This window comes from bacterium (assembly GCA_017744355.1).
Taxonomy (GTDB): domain Bacteria; phylum Cyanobacteriota; class Sericytochromatia; order S15B-MN24; family UBA4093; genus JAGIBK01.
In genome coordinates this window covers 1-15,001 of record JAGIBK010000010.1, presented here as the reverse complement: position 1 = coordinate 15,001, position 15,001 = coordinate 1, and the positions used below count along the sequence as shown (strand labels likewise).

Sequence of the window (15,001 nt, the reverse complement as noted above, 5' to 3'; positions counted from 1 at the left end):
AAGAGGAATCCGGGCCATGACTCAGTCCTCGGCGGGGGCGCCGACCTCGGGCTGGAACTTCCAGACGAAGTCAGCCGTGCCGGGGGCGCCGCTGATCCGCAGGGTGAGCGAGCGGGTCCGGCCGTCGAAGAGAGGGCCCTTGAGCGTATCCTTGGTGGGGAACCAGACCCGGAACGAGCCGGTCCAGGCGTCCGCGTCGAAAGCCTGCTGGACGTCCCCCAGGAAAAGGGGCTTCCAGGAGCGACCGTGATCGTCGAGCAGGGTGAAGGTCCAGCCCACCTGCGGGTTGGTGACGCGCTGCGGCTGGTAAAGCTTGTCGAAGCGCCACGAGACCTCGAAGGGGAGGCGATCCTGGCGAGGGCCATACAGGCCCTCCCATAGCCCCTGGTCGTAAGCGTCCGCGACCTCGCGCCCCTCCTTGCCGGCCTTCATCGCGAGCCAGTCGGCCCCGAGAGATGGATCGAGCATGGTCACCGTCGCCTCGCTGCGCACGCCCAGCGCCTCGGTCCGGGTCCACTCGGCACGGACCGCCTCGTAGCGCGCTGCATCCCCGCGCGCACCCGGAAAGGATGCATCGCGCGAGCGATCCATGATCCGCAACGAAGGGGCGCAGGCGGTCGCAAGCGGGACGACGAGCGCCAGGGCAACGGCAAGAGGGAAAAGGCGGGGCAACGGAATCTCCTTCTGGATGGTCGCGCCGACAGGTGATTCTAGCATACCGCAGCGACAGACCATGCGATGCACGCCGGGGCGCGCTGCACTACCATAGCGCCACACTCCTCCGGGTGGGGGAGGCGGATCCTCATCGGAGGAGGTGGCTCATGGCAGGGCGACATCGGGGGATCGTGGCGGCGCTCGCATTGGCGCTTGGGCTGCTCTCCGCACACGGGGCCGAAGCGCGCGTCGGTGACACGGTAGAAAACTTCGAGGCGGGGCCCATGGTCACCAGCGGCCAGGTCGCCTTCCTGGAGCCCTTCTCGCTCAAGAACAAGACGCTCAACGGCGTTACCTACCGGGCCACCACCACCTACAAGAAGGCCTGCCAGGTCATGCTGGTCGTGAAGGGCGGCAAGATCGAGAGTGAGATCTTCGCGATCCCCGTGGTCGGCGACCCCGAGGTCCTCAAGGCCGAGCGTGAGCTCCTCGACAGCTTCCTGATGCAATCGGGCATCCCCGACAAGTACCACCCCGAGGTCCGCGAGCACATGGTCGCAGCCCTGGATGGCACCCCGGCCCCGCGCCGGGTGGGGGACCACATGGTGCAGTCGCTCATGATCCCGGCCGATGTGCCGCTCCTGGTCATCGCCGTGGCCAAGGACCGCGAGAAGCTGCCGTTCCCGAAGCCCGCGATCCAGCCGCAGGCGGAACAGTAGGACAGGGGGCTACTTCAGGTCCTTCAAGGACAGGTAGCCCAGCGTGCCGAACAGCACGACGCCCAGCGGCAGCACCCATGCGATGTTCGTCGCCCAGTAGGCCTCGGGCACCAGGTTCGCCTGCAAGAGGGCGAGCGTGTTGTTGGTGGCATGGGCGGCGATCGGCCCGATCATCGAGCCGGTGCGGTGCCGCACCCACGACAGCCAGATCCCGAGGATCACGTAGGTCGGAATCCCCGCCGGCAGGAAGTGCATGAGGGCGAAGATTCCCGCCGTGAGCAGGATCCCCCAGACCAGGCCGAGGCGCGGTACCAGGGCCGACTGGACGTAGCCCCGGGTGACCATCTCTTCGGCGAAGGCGGGCACGAAGGCCACCGCAAGCAACATGAAGGCCCACTGCATCGGGGTGTGCGCCCGGATCAGGTCAGTGACGTCCTTGGGATAGGGCAGGCCCGTCGCCTGGGCAAACCAGCCCTGCAGGTAGGTGATGACGAGCGCCAGGCCGAAGGTGGCGCCCACGATAAGCAACAGGCGCCACCAGGCCACCCGCCGGAAGGGAAAGACCGCGCGAAAGTCGACCTTGCCGATCTTGCAGGCCACGAGCGACGGCACGAGCACCCCGATGAGCTCGATGGGAAAGAAGCCGGTCAGGGAGATGAGGCGCTCGTTGCCCCGCAGGGCTGGGATCAAGAGGGGGCCGATGATGCTCCACAGCACGGCGGTCGCAAAGAACGCGACCATCGTGACGGGGACGACCCAGAGCACCGAGCGAGCGCTAGGATGCTGTTTCAAGCTAGATCACAATCTTGCGCAGGCGCGCCGACGTGTAGTCCACCAGCATGACGAGCACGATCAAAACCAGGACCGTGGTGGCCGCCTGCGGGTACTGGAAGAGGCTGAAGTCGCTCTTCATGATGAAGCCGATACCGCCCGCGCCGATGAGGCCGAGCACCGCGGCCGCGCGGATGTTGGTCTCGAAGCGGTAGAGCACCGACGAGATGAAGCCCGGCATCACCTGCGGCACCACCGCGAAGGCGAGCACCTGCACGTAGCGCGCCCCCGTGGCCTGGATCGCCTCCACCACGCCGCCGTCGATGTTCTCGACCTCCTCGGCGAAGAGCTTGATCAGCACCGTCGCCGTGTGGAAGGCCAGCGCCATGGTCCCGGTAAAGGGCCCCAGGCCGATGGCCGTGATGAGCACCAAGCCGACTGCGAAGTCGGGGATGGTGCGCAGGAAGTTCACCGCGAGCTTGACCGCGTGGTAGACGTAGGGGTGCGGGCTCGTGTTGCGCGCCGCCAGGAAGCACAGGGGGAAGGCGAAGAGCACCGCGAGGAAAGTCCCCGCGAAGGCCATCTGGATGGTCTGAATGGTCGCCCCGAGCACCGTCTGGGGGAAGGTGTTGGCCCACCAGCGGTCCTTGATCTCGGCCTGCTCGGGGGTGAGCGGCGAGGGCGCGAAGAGCTGCCACGACGAAACCTCGCTCGGCAGCGCGTAGCGCTCCGGGTCGGTGATGGTCGTGGTGTCGGGCGGCAGGCTCTGCTGGACCCACTCCACCATCTTGGGGGTGCCTTCGATCAGCTCCTTGAGGTTGAACTGCACCCCGGCGAAGGCCCAGGCCAACAACAGCACCATGAGGGCGCCGAGCACCCAGGGGGTCTTGGCGCGCCGAGGCCGCTCGGGGAACCGAGTGGGAACGTGCGGCTTGAGGGGATCCAGGGGCTTGGTGTAGGAGCGCATCAGGGCCTCACACGGGTTGGAGCTGGGCGGTGCCGCGGCTGTAGATCTGCTGGACCGCCTTGTCGTCCAGCTTGTCGGGCGCACCGTCGAAGATCACCCGGCCGCCGTGGAAGCCGATCATCCTGTCGCCGTAGGCGCGCGCCAACTCGAGCACGTGCAGGCTCACCATGACCGTGAGCCCGTCCTCATCGGCCACCCGCTTGAGGATGTCGAGGATCTGCTTGGCAAGCTTGGGGTCCAGGGAGGCCACCGGCTCGTCGGCGAGGATCACGGTGGGACGCTGCATCAGGGCCCGGGCGATCGCCACACGCTGCTGCTGACCGCCCGAGAGGGCATCAGCGCGCTTGTAGGCGTGGTCCAGAAGGCCGACGCGCTCGAGGTTGTAGAGGGCGCGATCGCGCTCGCTCTTGGAGAAGAGGCGCAGCGCCCCGGGCACCATCCCCGCGTAGCCGAGACTGCCCGCGAGCACGTTGTCGACCACCGAGAGGCGCTTGATCAGGTTGAAGTGCTGGAAGATCATCCCGACCTTGCGGCGCCAGAGGCGCAGCTCGTGGGAGCTGGCGCGGACCAGGTCGAGCTCGCCCTTGCCTTCGGGCGCAATCAGGTCACGCGGGATGATGATCCGGCCGGCGGTCGGCTCGATGAGGCGGTTGAGACAGCGCAGGAAGGTCGACTTCCCCGCGCCCGAGAGGCCGAGGATCACCGAGAACTCGCCGGGCTTGAAGGTCAAGCTGACGTCGTGAAGGACGGTGGGGCCGTTGGCATAGGCCTTCTGGAGCCCTTGGACTTGGAGGAATTGGTCCACGCTTTGGTTCCTGGCTTTCTACCGGCTCTTGAACCCCACCCGGTCGAACACCTCGCGCACCGGGGCGTACTCGGCCGGCGTGGCGGCCTTGAAGCCGTCGATATGGTAGATCTTCTTGAGCTGCGCCCGACCCTGGGGCGAGGCGCTGATCTTGAGCAGGGCCGCGCGGATCCGCGCCACCCACTGGGGGTCGAGATCGGCGGCCACCGCGATGTTGTCGGCGGGCACCGGCCGCGAGTAAGCCACCACCTGGATCTGGGAACGCTGCTTGGGGTCCTTGAGGAACTCGTCCCAGGCGCCGTGATGGCCGGTCGTGTCGTTGGCGAAGGTCGCCCCGGCGTCCACCTGGCGCCTGAGGACGGCGAGCACCGTCGCGTCGTGGCCGCCGGCGTAGACCACCCGCTTGAAGTCGCGTTCGGGGTTGATGCCCTCGTCGAGGAGCATGACCTTGGGGTAGAGCGAGCCCGACAGCGAGGCCGGGTCCACGAAGGCGAAGCTCTTGCCCTTGAGGTCCTTGAGAGACTTGATGCCCGTGGCCTTGTTGGTGATGATCGCGGCGTAGAAGACGTCCTTGTCGCCCCGCACGACCTTGAGGATCACCTTGGCCTTGGCCTGGCGCTCGGCAAGCACGTAGGCGCCGGGAGCGAAGAAGGCCACGTCCAGGCGCTTGGCGCGCATGGCCTCGATGACGCCGGTGTAGTCGGTGGCCACGAAGGGCACCACGTCGGCACCCAGCTCCTTGCGCATCATGGCCACGATGGGCTGCGCGTTGCGCATGACTTCCTGGACGTTCTCGGACGGGACGAAGCCCATCCGCAGGACGCGGGGCTTGTAAGCCTCGGCCGGATGGGAGTGCGCAACCAGGGTAATCGCCGCGGCCAGCGCCATGCCGAGACCTAGCAGCGGACGGAGCGAGAAAGTCACACGAAGCCTCCTCTGCGGCAGGTGAATCGCCGGGGAAAGGGCAGCAATAGTATACCCGATAGGCTGGCGTTCAAACAGCGCGCCAGGCCCGTCGAGGCGCTACTGCAGGGCACGCGCTGCGTTCACGCGCCCGTTGCCGAAGTGAGGGTCGAAGGCCGATTGGCCGGCCACCTTGTCCGCCGCCCCCTCCAGCTTCGCCTTGAGCTGGGCGGGCGTCAGCTTGCGGCCGTAGCGCGCGCGCATGAGCGCGGCCAAGCCGGCCACCGCGGGCGTCGCCATCGAAGTCCCGTCGAGGACCGCGTAGTTGAGCCCGAAGCCGTACTCGTTGAGGGTGACCTTGTAGGTCGGGAAGGTCGAAAGAATCTGAACGCCGGGGGCGGTCACCGAGATCCAGTTGCCGTACTGGGAGAAATCGGCCGTCTGGTCCTTGGCGTTGGTGGCGCCCACCGCGATCACGCCGGGATAGGCCGCGGGGAAGGCTTTCTCGCCGCTGCCGTCGTTGCCCATGGCCGAAACCACCGGCACCCCCTTGGAGAGGGCGGACTGGACCGCGGCAGCCAGGGTCTTGTTCTCGCCGGGGCCCCCGAGGCTGAGGCTGATCACGTCGGCGCCGTTCTTGACGGCCCAGGCGATCCCCCGCGCCACGTAGGCATCGGAACCCGCCCCATCAGCCGCCAATACCTTGATGGGCATAATCTTGGCGTCCGGGGCGATGCCCGCCACGCCCTGGCCGTTGTTGGCCGCCGCCACCGCGACCCCGGCGCAGTGGGTGCCGTGGCCGTGGTCGTCCCTGACGTCGCTCTTGCGGGTGATGGCGTTGAAGCCCGTGACCACGCGCCCGGCGAACTCGGGGTGCGTGGTGTCGAGGCCCGTATCCAGCACGGCGATGACCATGCCGCTCCCCTTGCTCGTGCGCCAGGCCTGAGGGGCCTGCACGATCTGGGGGGCGTACTGCTGGGCGTAGAGGGTGTCGTTCGGGGTCCCCTCGTCACGCGAAGGCAGGTCGAAGGCCTTCATCTGGTAGGAAGGCTCGGCGTACTCGATGTTCGGGTCGGCCTGCAGGGAGGCGAGGGTCTTTGAGAGTTGGTTCGCGGGGACCGAGTAGATCTGGACCCCCAGGTCCTCAATGGAGCCGAGCGAGCGGCCCACGGGCGAGCGGAAGGTCCGGCCCTCCTTGGGCTTCAAGAGCAATTGCGCCTCGCCGTCGACGCTGAAGACCTGGGCCTTCCCCGAGATCGCGGCACCCTCGGAGGGCACGGGCCCCGCGCCGGCGCAGCCGAGCACGCTCATCGTCACCGCCAACAGGATGGTGGTCGTCAGAGAGTGCAGGGGCTTGGCCATGAGGTCCTCCTCGGGATCGGCCGGCGTCATTGACGGTCGATAATGGTCTAATAATCAGGATTTAAACCATAGCACCGGCGCGAAAGCAGCCACAAGAAAACCAAGCAAGATTTTGCCGAGACTTAACCCAAACTAAACAGACTTAATCGAACCTAAACAAAGCCCATGGCGGCGAGCACGGCCTCCTCTTCGGCCTCGACCGGGACGGGGGCCTGATCGATCGCCCCCATGGCCGTGTCCGGATCCTTGAGGCCGTTGCCCGTCAGCACGCAGGCGACGCGCTCGTCGCCCGTAAAGTAGCCTTCGCGGGCAAGCTTGATAACTCCGGCCACCGAGGCCGCCGAGGCCGGCTCGCAGAAGAGCCCCTCCAGACGCCCGAGCATGCGATAGGCCTCGAGGATCTCGGCATCTTTCACGTCCCGGATGAGCCCGCTCGACTCCGTCACGGCGTCCTCGGCGCCCTGCCAGCTCGCGGGGTTGCCGATGCGGATGGCGGTGGCGACGGTCTCGGGGTGCTCGACGACCCGGCCCAGAACAATAGGGGCCGCTCCGGCGGCCTGGAAGCCCAGCATGCGCGGGGTCGCCTCGCTCTTGCCGGCCTCGCGGTACTCCTTGAAGCCCTTCCAATAGGCCGTGATGTTACCCGCGTTACCCACCGGGATAGCGAGCATATCGGGGGCTTCGCCCAGCTGATCGCAGAGCTCGAAGGCTGCGGTCTTCTGACCCTCGATGCGGAAGGGGTTGACGCTGTTGACGAGCGTCACCGGGTAGTGGGCCGAGATGGCGCGCACCAGGGCGAGGGCCGCGTCGAAGTTGCCCTTGACCGGGATGACCTTCGCGCCGTAGTGGATGCCCTGGGCGAGCTTGCCGAGGGCCACGTAGCCGTCCGGTACCAGCATGTAGCAGCGCATGCCGGCCCGTGCCGCGTAGGCCGCCATCGCCGCCGAGGTGTTACCCGTCGAAGCGCAGATCAGGGCCTCGGAGCCTGCCTCTTTGGCCTTGGTGACGGCCATGGTCATGCCCCGATCCTTGAAAGATCCGGTGGGATTCGCCCCTTCGAGCTTAGCGTAGAGGCGCAGCCTCGGCAGGCCGATGGCTTCGGTCAGGCGCTCCAGGCGCACCAGGGGCGTCCAGCCCTCGTGGAGGGTCACCACGGGCGTTTCAGAGGTAACGGGCAGGAATTCCCTGTAGGCTTCGATCAGACCGGGCCAGGCGCGGCCCGCGTGCTTAACGTCCATTCGCATCCTCCTCCACCCGGATGAGTGCCGCCACTTCCCTGAGGGCGCCAAGGGCCTTGATCGCGTCGAGCGCCTCCATGAAGGCCTGCTCGCGCCCCGCGTGCGTGACGAAGACCAGCTCAGCCAAGCCATCGCGCACTTCCTTCTGGACGAAGTACCGAATCGAGACGCCTCGCCCTCCGAAAAGGGAGCCGACCGCTCCGAGCACCCCCGGCATGTCCTCGGTCACCAATCGCAAGTAGTAGGCCGTCTCGACCTCGGAGATGGGCACCACCCGAGCCTCGTGGGCAGCAAGGCCGTCCATCAGGCGGCTCGGCGGCGTGCCGCTCGTGACGGCCTCGGCGATGTTCAGGACATCCCCCACCACGGCACTCGCGGTGGGCAGCGAGCCGGCCCCGGGCCCCGAGAAGGTGACCTCGCCGACCGCGTCGCCCACCACCGTGACGGCGTTGGTGACCCCGTCGATGCGCGCCAGCGGGTGCGAAAGGGGGATCATGGCGGGATGGAGACGGGCTTCGAGGCGATCGCCCACGCGGCGGGCGATGCCGAGCAGCTTGACCGCGTAGCCCAGCTCACGGGCATAGGCGAGGTCCTTGGGCGTCAGGCGCTCGATGCCCTCGCGGTAGATGGCGCCGAGGGGCACGAAGGCCCCCGAGAGGATCGAGGCGAGGATGGCGAGCTTGTGGGCCGCATCGTAGCCGCCCACGTCCGCGGTGGGATCCGCCTCGGCGTAGCCCAGGCGCTGGGCCTCGCCGAGGGCCGCCCCGAAGGTGTCGCCGTCCTGGGCCATGCGGGTGAGGATGTAGTTGGTGGTGCCGTTGATGATGCCGCTGACGCGCTGGATGGCGTTGGCGGCAAGGCCGCGCTTGAGGGGCATGATGACGGGGATGCCCCCGCCGACCGCCGCCTCGAAATAAACCTCGACCCCGTGGGCGCGGGCGGCTTCGAGGATCTCGCGGCCGTGATGAGCGAGCAGCGCCTTGTTGGCGGTGACGACGTGCTTCCCCTGCCCAAGGGCGCGCAAGACGAGCGTTCGCGCAGGCTCCAGGCCGCCCATGACCTCGACCACGATCCGGACCTCGGGGTGATCGACGACCTGGTGCGGGTCGGTGGTGATGAGAGACGGATCGAGGCCGCGATCGCGCCCCGCGTCGCGAACGGCGACCGCCACCAGGCGCAGGGTCGGGTGTTTCGCCACCAGGCGCACCACTCCTTGCCCGACCACCCCGCATCCGAGCAACCCGATTCCGAGCTTGGCCACGTCCTGCACCGACACCTCGTTTCCTTCACCCAACGCTAAGGGTTTCATACCCATCCCGCCCCGTCTCCGAAAAGGAGCAGCCTACGCGGGCCGTCCAGAACTTTGCCTCATAAAGGGGGTATAATCCTCGCATGGACACTACGATGCCATCGTTCGCCGCCCATCCCGACTACCCCCAGCTCATGGCGCGTCTGCGCGAGGAGCTGGAGCTGGGCAATCACTACCTGGCGGGAATGGCTTTCGTCATCATCGAGATCGCCGACGAGATCCCCCTGCATGCGCAGGAGGCCGAGGCCATGCGCGAGCGGCTGCTCAAGCGCGCCCAGACGGCCACCGAGCGCTCCATCCGGCTCGAGCGAGGCCCCCGGCGCAAGGTCGCCGACTTCGCCATACGCCTCGATCGCTTCATCGTGCTCAGCCTCGGCTCGGTCGACAAGGGCAGCCTCAAGGTGCCCCTGGCGCGCATCGCCCACCAGATGCGCAACGAGTTTTACGCGACCCAGGGCCTGCAGAACCTCAACCTGCGCCGGACCCTCACCATCGGCGTCGCCCACTGGATCCCGGCCGTCGGCTTCATCACCGAGCAGGCCATGATGACCAAGGCCTGGCAGGCGTTCCTCAGCGCCAAGGCCGAGCAGACCGAGCTGGACGCTTACCAGTACCTGGGCCTCTCGGCCTCCAACCTCGACGTCATCAAGCTCGGTGTCTTCGACTGGGAGCAGTCCAAGCCCGCGGCCAAGTCCCAGGTCAAGCCGCAGACCGGCCCGCTGAGCACGCGGCCGGCGGTCGTCGCCAAGACCGCCCCTCAGAAGCCCGAGAAGAAGAGCTGGATGTTCTGGAAGTAAAGCGCTCTATTTGCCCGTGAGGCGGATGAGCCAGACGCTCAGTTCGTAGAGCAGCACCAGCGCGCCCGCCAGCATCAACTGGCTGAAGATGTCCGCCGAAGGGGTGATGATCGCCCCGATGGCGAGCGCGAGCACGATCGCCACCTTTCGGAACTTGGCCAGCATGGCCGACGAGAGCACCCCAATCCACGAAAGCGCCAAGAGAACGAGCGGCAGCTCGAAGATGAAGCCTGCGGCGAAGAGCAGCGAGGCCGCAAAGCCCAGGTAGGTCCCGATCGAGAGCATCGGAGCCACGGTGGACGGCGCGAAGCCCAGAAGGAAGTGCAGACCCGCCGGCAAGAGGGCGTAGTAGGCGAAGGCCCCGCCCGCGGTGAAGAGCAAAAAGGAGCCCACGACGACGGGCAGCACCCAGCGCCGCTCGGAGGGGTTGAGCCCCGGGGCCACGAAGGCCACCAGCTGGTAGAGGATCACCGGCAAAGCCAGGTACAGCCCCGCGAAGAAGGCGACCTTGAGGCTCGCCATGAAGTACTCGGCCGGCGAGGTGAAGATGAAGCTCACGTTGCCCGCGGGCACCGAGAGCCAAGCCATCAGGGTCCGAGCGAAGACGAAGGCGAGGCCGAAGCCCGCCGCGAGGGCGGCGAGTGATTTGACGATGCGCCAGCGCAGCTCCTCGAGGTGCTCGACGAAAGTCATCTCGCCGGGGCGGCGATCGCGCGGCGCAAGTTGCTCGTGCTCGGGGGTGGTCAAGGGGGGCCTCGCGAAAAATCGAAACGGGGCCGGCGCATGCGCCGGCCCCGTCGTGGAAATGGACTAGGCGGTCGGCTCGATCAGGCCGTAGTTGCCGTCCTTGCGGTGGTAGATCACGTTCACCTGGCTGGTGAACTGGTTGATGAACATGAAGAAGTTGTGACCCAACAGCTCCATCTGGACCGCCGCGTCATCCGGCGACATGGGCAGGACCGGGAAGGACTTGGAGCGAACGATCTCGCGTTCGACCTCTTCGGTGGCCTCGACCATCGGCTCGGCGGCCACCGCCGTGGCCGTCTTCTGACGGTGGTGGCGATCGTGACCGTTGAGCTTCTGGCGATAGCGACGAATCTGGCGCTCGAGCTTGTCGGCGACCAGGTCGAGCGAGGCGTACATGCTCTCGGTGCTGACCTCGGCGCGGATCACCGTGCCCTTGGCGAACAGGGTGACTTCGACGATCTGGTTGTCGGGCACGCTCGGGTTCTTGTTGACCGAGAGCTCGACCTGCGTTTCGATGACCCCATCCACGTTACGGACGACACGACCGACCTTCTTGTCGGCGTAGTCGCGCAGCGCGTCCGTCACCTCGACATGATGTCCTTTGATCACGAGTTCCATAAGCCACTCCCTCATTGAAACTGGGACCGTTGCTTGATGGTCCCATTATAGAAGCTTTCCGGCAAAGGTCTAGCGTAATTTGCCGCAACCCCGCGGATGCTTCCAGGACGCCGCGCGCGAAGCGCCGCCAGCCAGGCGTATGGGATGCTCTCGCCTCCAAGGCGGCTCGCGTGCCCGGGCCTCGGACCGTGGTCGTCCGAGCCCCCCGTCACCAGCAGGCCGTGCTCGGCCGCAAGGCGCCCGTAGTGGGCGCGCAGCAGCGAGGTGGCCGACGGGTGCACCACCTCCAGCGCATCCAGGCCGGAGGCCACCAGGTATTCAAGCAAGGTCTCACCCGTCTCTCCCGCTTCGCTCAGGGGGACGCTGCGCGGATGGGCGAGCGAGGCGACCCCGCCGGCCGCATGGATCAAGGCGATCGCCTCGGCGGGGGTCAGGGCCCCGCGCGGCACGAAGGTCGGGCAGCCGGGGTTGAGGTAACGGTCGAAGGCCTGCTGCTCGGTGTTGCAGACACCGGCCTCCACCAGGGCGCGAGCCACGTGAGGCCGCCCGATGGCCCCATCCCCCGCCTGGCGCTGGACGGCCTCGAGCGAGAGCGAGACGCCGTGGGCGGCAAGGGCCGCGACGAAGGCGGCGGCCCGCTGCTCGCGCTCGCGCTGCTGAGCGGCCATGGCCTCGCACCAGCCTGGAGTCAGCGGGTCGACGAAGTAGCCGAGGATGTGCAGCTCCTGCTCGCCGTGCATCGCCGTGACCTCGACCCCCGACACGAGCTCGAGCTTGAGGCCGTGGGCGGCGATCGCAGCCGCCGCCTCTTCGAGGGCGTCGGTCGTGTCGTGGTCGGTGATGGCGATGGCCGAGAGCCCCGCGCGCGCAGCCGCCAGAACGAGGGCCTCCGGGGTGTGACGCCCGTCGGAGTGGGTGGTGTGGAGGTGGAGATCGGCTTTCATGGGCGCCCCTTCCGCTTGCACGATCGTGCGGGATTGCCGCCCATTCTAAGCGATACGAGGCCCGAGCCAAAGGCCCGAGCCTGAGACGAGACGAAAAGCGGTCAGCGGGGCTCGACGATCAGCTTGATGGCGGTGCGCTCTTCGCCCTCGATGGCGATGTCGATGAAGGCGGGGATGCAGATCAGGTCCATGCCGGCGGGAGCCACGTAGCCCCGGGCGATGGCGACCGCCTTGATCGCCTGGTTGAGGGCACCGGCCCCGATGGCCTGCATCTCGGCCCGGCCCTTCTCGCGCAACGCCCCCGCGAGGGCACCGGCCACCGCGCTCGGGCTGGACTTGGCGGAAACCTTGAAAACCTCCACGTTCGATCCTCCCGTTGCTGGCCATGGGGCCGATGATGAGGAGTGCCGCTAGCGGTAGTGGATGCGCTGGATCTGGAGCGTGCGTCCGGTCTGGGGATCGATGGCGAGCCACACGGCCGAGAAGACCCCTTCCTCCTCGGCGACCTCGAAACGAACCGGCAGATGCTGGCGCATGCGCTTCAGGGCGAGCTCCGGCCGGATCCCGAGGATGGAGTCGCGGGGCCCGGTCATGCCCGCATCCGTTATATACCCGGTTCCACGCGGAAAAATTTGCTCGTCGGCGGTCTGAACGTGAGTATGAGTGCCGATCACGGCACTCACTTGACCGTCGAGCATGAAGGCCATCCCAAGTTTCTCGGAGGAGGCCTCGGCATGCATGTCCACGATGATGATCTTGGCCTGGGTCTTGAGCTTCTTGAGCTCGCGCTCGGCCACCTGGAACGGGCAGTCCCCGATGTTGATGAAGGCGCGGCCCATCAGCTGCATCACGGCGACCGACGTGCCCTTGACCTGGACCACGGTGTGGCCGCGCCCGGGGGTGCCGGGCGGGTAGTTGGCCGGTCTCACGACGCGATCCGCGTCGTCGATGTAGTCGAAGATTTCCTTCTTGTCCCAGGCGTGGTTGCCGAGGGTGATCACGTCCACCCCGGCGTCGCGCAGGAGGTGGTAGGTCTTCTCCTGGAGACCGAAGCCGCCGGAGGCGTTCTCACCGTTGGCGATCACCAGATCGACCGGGAGCTGCTTGCGCAGGCGCGGCAGGCCTTTGACGATGGCCTGGTGGCCTGGATGCCCGACCACGTCCCCGATGAGGACCACATGAAAGGCATTCGGATGCGCCGACATGAAGGCGTTCCATTTCTAGCTTGAGCGCCGCAGGCGGGTTCGCCTGGGACTGGGGATCCCAATTACTTGGCGAACTCGGTCGAGCGCGTCTCCCGAATGACCGTTACCTTGATCATTCCAGGATACTCCATTTCGCTCTGGATGCGCGAGGCCATCTCGCGCGCGATCTTGTGGGCCATGACGTCGTCGACCACCTCGGGCTGGACCATGACCCGGATCTCGCGGCCCGCCTGGATGGCGAAGGTGCGCTCGACGCCGGGAAAGGAGTTGGCGATCTCTTCCAGCTTCTGCAAGCGCTTGACGTAGATGTCGATGTTCTCGCGCCGGGCGCCGGGGCGCGCCGCGGAGATGGCGTCGGCCAAGAGGCAGATGACCGCCTCGACGGTGGTGGGCTCCTCGTCGTTGTGGTGGGCCCGGATGGCGTGCACCACCGCAGGGTTCTCGCCGTACTTGGCCGCCATGTCGGCGCCGTTCACGGCGTGGGAGCCTTCCATCTCATGGCTGACGGCCTTGCCCAGGTCGTGCATGAGCGCGGCACGCTTGGCCACCTGGACGTTGGCCCCCAGCTCCTCGGCGATCATGGTCGCGATGTAGCAGACCTCCTTGGAGTGGGCGAGCACGTTCTGGCCGTACGAGGTGCGGTAGCGCAGGCGGCCGAGGATCTTGACCAGCTCGGGGTGCACCCCCTGGACCCCGACTTCCAGGAGGGCGGCCTCGCCGTCCTCCTTCATCTGGGCCTCCACGTCGCGGCGGGCCTTCTCGACCTGCTCCTCGATGCGCTGGGGGTGGATGCGGCCGTCGGCGATGAGGGCCTCCAGGGCACGGCGGGCGATCTCGCGGCGGACCGGGTCGAAGCTGGAGAGGACGACCGCCTCGGGGGTGTCGTCGATGATGAGGTCGATGCCGGTCGCGTTCTCGAGGGCGCGGATGTTGCGGCCCTCGCGCCCGATGATGCGGCCCTTCATGTCGTCCGAGGGCAGGGTGACGACCGAGACCGTCCCCTCCACGCAGTGATCCACCGCGCAGCGCTGGATGGCGGTGGTCACGATCTCGCGGGCCTTCTTGTCGGCGATCGCCCGGGCTTCCTGCTCGGCCTGCTTGATCATCAGGGCCGACTCGCGCTCCAGCTCGTGCTCGAGCTTGGTCAAGAGCAGCTTCTTGGCCTCGTCGGCGGAGAGGGCCGCTACCCGCTGCAGCTCGGAAAGCTGACGATCGCGCAGGCGCTCGACCTCCTCTTGCAGGACGACGAGCTCGCGCTCGCGCACGAGCAGCTCCTCGCCCTTGCGCGCGACGGCTTCAGCCTTCGCGTCAAGGGTCTCTTCCTTCTGGATGGCGCGGTTCTCGCGGCGAACGACCTCGGCCTGCTGGTCTTTCAGCTCGCGCTCGGCGTCGAGCTTGAGGCGCAGGGCCTCGTCCTTGGCTTCGAGGATGAGGGCCTTCTGCTGGTTCTGCGCTTCGGCCTCGGCCTGGGCGACGAGCGCTTGGGCACGGGCCTCGGCCTCGGCCAGGGTCTTATCGATCGCCTTGCGCTTCCGGTCGGCGGCGTAGAACAGGCCGCCGGCGACCGCGAGGCCGACGAGTGCAAGCAGCAGCAAGATCGCGTCGAGTGCGACCATGGCCACCCCTCTCTTTCTAGTTTCGCGCGCGGCCCACCTCGCAGCGGGCCGCGCAAAGCAGCATCTACAGCTATCTTAGTCGATCACGACGTTCAGCGAACACCCGCGAGTTCGGGCTCCTGAGCGCCGAAGATCTTGGTCCGCACCAGGCCCTCGATCTCGGTGAAGAGGTCGGGGTTCGCCTGCAGGAAGGTCTTGGCGCCGTCGCGGCCCTGACCGATCTTGCTGTCGCCGTAGCTGAACCACGAGCCGCTCTTCTTGACGATGTCGTGCTCGACGGCCAGGTCCAGGACGCAGCCCTCGCGGCTGACGCCTTCGCCGAACATCAGGTCGAACTCACCGACCC

The 15,001-nt window shown here is 67.2% G+C and carries 17 protein-coding genes; 2 read left to right on the top strand and 15 right to left on the bottom strand.

The features are described 5' to 3' along the window. Positions 1-21: 21 nt before the first annotated feature. Complete coding sequence (locus J7643_18875) at positions 22-672, bottom strand: hypothetical protein (protein MBO9542657.1); 651 nt, start codon at positions 670-672, stop codon at positions 22-24. Between the two features lie 149 nt (positions 673-821). Here J7643_18875 and J7643_18870 point away from each other — a divergent pair, with 149 nt between their 5' ends. Beyond that, positions 822-1,373 (top strand): hypothetical protein, encoded by a 552-nt coding sequence (locus J7643_18870; GenBank protein MBO9542656.1) that lies wholly within the window; start codon positions 822-824, stop codon positions 1,371-1,373. Between the two features lie 9 nt (positions 1,374-1,382). Here J7643_18870 and J7643_18865 read toward each other — a convergent pair whose 3' ends face one another. The 7 genes from J7643_18865 to J7643_18835 form a co-directional block, all read right to left on the bottom strand. Next, a complete protein-coding gene (locus tag J7643_18865) occupies positions 1,383-2,165 on the bottom strand; it encodes a CPBP family intramembrane metalloprotease (protein MBO9542655.1) in 783 nt (260 codons plus the stop codon). 1 nt (position 2,166) lies between these two features. Further along, positions 2,167-3,111, bottom strand: coding sequence for a phosphonate ABC transporter, permease protein PhnE (gene phnE / locus J7643_18860; protein ID MBO9542654.1), 945 nt, complete (start codon positions 3,109-3,111; stop codon positions 2,167-2,169). 7 nt (positions 3,112-3,118) lie between these two features. After that, positions 3,119-3,916: a phosphonate ABC transporter ATP-binding protein gene (phnC, locus tag J7643_18855; GenBank protein ID MBO9542653.1), complete on the bottom strand. Its 798-nt coding sequence runs from the start codon at positions 3,914-3,916 to the stop codon at positions 3,119-3,121. Positions 3,917-3,934: 18 nt separating this feature from the next. Continuing rightward, positions 3,935-4,840: a phosphate/phosphite/phosphonate ABC transporter substrate-binding protein gene (locus tag J7643_18850; protein ID MBO9542652.1), complete on the bottom strand. Its 906-nt coding sequence runs from the start codon at positions 4,838-4,840 to the stop codon at positions 3,935-3,937. A 99-nt stretch (positions 4,841-4,939) separates the two neighbouring features. Further along, entirely contained in the window at positions 4,940-6,181 is a 1,242-nt protein-coding gene (locus J7643_18845; protein ID MBO9542651.1) for a peptidase S8, read from the bottom strand. Between the two features lie 152 nt (positions 6,182-6,333). Further along, the gene (locus J7643_18840) at positions 6,334-7,419 is read right to left on the bottom strand and encodes a threonine synthase (GenBank protein ID MBO9542650.1); all 1,086 of its coding nucleotides are present in this window, start codon (positions 7,417-7,419) and stop codon (positions 6,334-6,336) included. Continuing rightward, positions 7,409-8,728 carry a homoserine dehydrogenase gene (locus J7643_18835; GenBank protein ID MBO9542649.1) on the bottom strand — a complete coding sequence of 440 codons (1,320 nt, stop codon included), beginning with the start codon at positions 8,726-8,728 and terminating at the stop codon, positions 7,409-7,411. Before J7643_18835 ends, J7643_18840 begins: the two co-directional genes overlap by 11 nt. Positions 8,729-8,811: 83 nt before the next feature. Between J7643_18835 and J7643_18830 the strand changes: the two genes are divergently transcribed. Next, entirely contained in the window at positions 8,812-9,525 is a 714-nt protein-coding gene (locus tag J7643_18830; protein ID MBO9542648.1) for a hypothetical protein, read from the top strand. A 6-nt stretch (positions 9,526-9,531) separates the two neighbouring features. Here J7643_18830 and tatC read toward each other — a convergent pair whose 3' ends face one another. From tatC to J7643_18795, 7 genes are all read right to left on the bottom strand, one after another. Further along, positions 9,532-10,272: a twin-arginine translocase subunit TatC gene (gene tatC, locus J7643_18825; GenBank protein MBO9542647.1), complete on the bottom strand. Its 741-nt coding sequence runs from the start codon at positions 10,270-10,272 to the stop codon at positions 9,532-9,534. 63 nt (positions 10,273-10,335) lie between these two features. Next, positions 10,336-10,890: a ribosome-associated translation inhibitor RaiA gene (gene raiA / locus J7643_18820; GenBank protein MBO9542646.1), complete on the bottom strand. Its 555-nt coding sequence runs from the start codon at positions 10,888-10,890 to the stop codon at positions 10,336-10,338. Between the two features lie 11 nt (positions 10,891-10,901). Continuing rightward, on the bottom strand, positions 10,902-11,834 hold the full coding sequence (locus J7643_18815) for a PHP domain-containing protein (protein MBO9542645.1): 933 nt from the start codon (positions 11,832-11,834) through the stop codon (positions 10,902-10,904). Positions 11,835-11,935: 101 nt separating this feature from the next. After that, positions 11,936-12,196 carry a stage V sporulation protein S gene (locus tag J7643_18810; protein MBO9542644.1) on the bottom strand — a complete coding sequence of 87 codons (261 nt, stop codon included), beginning with the start codon at positions 12,194-12,196 and terminating at the stop codon, positions 11,936-11,938. A 48-nt stretch (positions 12,197-12,244) separates the two neighbouring features. Next, positions 12,245-13,039 (bottom strand): TIGR00282 family metallophosphoesterase, encoded by a 795-nt coding sequence (locus J7643_18805; protein ID MBO9542643.1) that lies wholly within the window; start codon positions 13,037-13,039, stop codon positions 12,245-12,247. A 62-nt stretch (positions 13,040-13,101) separates the two neighbouring features. Then, a complete protein-coding gene (gene rny / locus J7643_18800; GenBank protein MBO9542642.1) occupies positions 13,102-14,655 on the bottom strand; it encodes a ribonuclease Y in 1,554 nt (517 codons plus the stop codon). A 92-nt stretch (positions 14,656-14,747) separates the two neighbouring features. Further along, a partial coding sequence (locus J7643_18795; protein ID MBO9542641.1) for a DNA recombination/repair protein RecA occupies positions 14,748-15,001 on the bottom strand: 254 nt, incomplete at its 5' end.